The following is a 758-nucleotide window of genomic DNA, read 5'->3' as shown; positions in this document are numbered from 1 at the left end:
TGATAGTGCAGACAGTGCCTCCCCGGATCTGCTGGACCGCATCGCCGCCCTGCCCACCATTGAAGGTTCTTACGAAAACGCGGAGAAAGAACAGATCACCCGCGCCACCGTCGCGGCCCCGAACGGTGATGCCACAATCACCATCCGCGCCAATCCCGGCCAAGGTATCGAAGGCCTGAACAACGCCCTCGAAAAAGCGCAGGAAATCACCAAGGACAAAAAGACCAAGGTAAAGGTTTATGTCAGTGGGGAAAGTTTGGCGGAAGTTGTTAGCGGGTTTCAGGGGTTGCGAGAGGCAGTCGCAACGGCTGCGGATAAAGTAGAAGCCGTTGCAAATCTGATTGAAGCACAGTTAGCAGTCTTGCCAGAGGAGCTTAAGGTTAAAGGTGAAGCAATCGACGGCCTATATCGTGATTTGATTTCTCAGGGTATTGAACCTGAAGACGCTTATGAAATCATCAATTCTCCTATGGGGGAAATGCTACAGGTCCAAACCTATCTCGAAAAAAATGGTGGAGACACGGATCTTTCAAGCCTTTCATATGATGAGCGTCAAAGCCTTTATAAAATTCTGGGAATATCCATTCAGCTTGCTTCAACGAGCGATGTTCTTTCCGGAATTGGAATTACTCTGGAGCAAGTTCAGCAAGATGCAGGACTTTATCTGCTCAATAATTATAAAAAGGGCTTTGGCTGGGCTGCAGATACCCTGAGAGAAAATCCCGAGGCTGCAACGGCAATCATCGGTATGACTGATA

The 758-nt window shown here is 48.9% G+C and carries 1 protein-coding gene; it reads left to right on the top strand.

Annotation, left to right across the window (positions count from 1 at the left end; translation table 11 throughout):
• Nucleotides 1-758, top strand: a 758-nt coding sequence (locus O4H49_RS20515; RefSeq protein ID WP_269425296.1) for a hypothetical protein, incomplete at both ends; no start/stop codon positions are given.

This window comes from Kiloniella laminariae (assembly GCF_027214005.1).
Taxonomy (GTDB): domain Bacteria; phylum Pseudomonadota; class Alphaproteobacteria; order Kiloniellales; family Kiloniellaceae; genus Kiloniella; species Kiloniella laminariae_A.
Note: the sequence above shows the minus strand (reverse complement) of the source record. Positions and strands in the feature narration are given on the sequence as shown.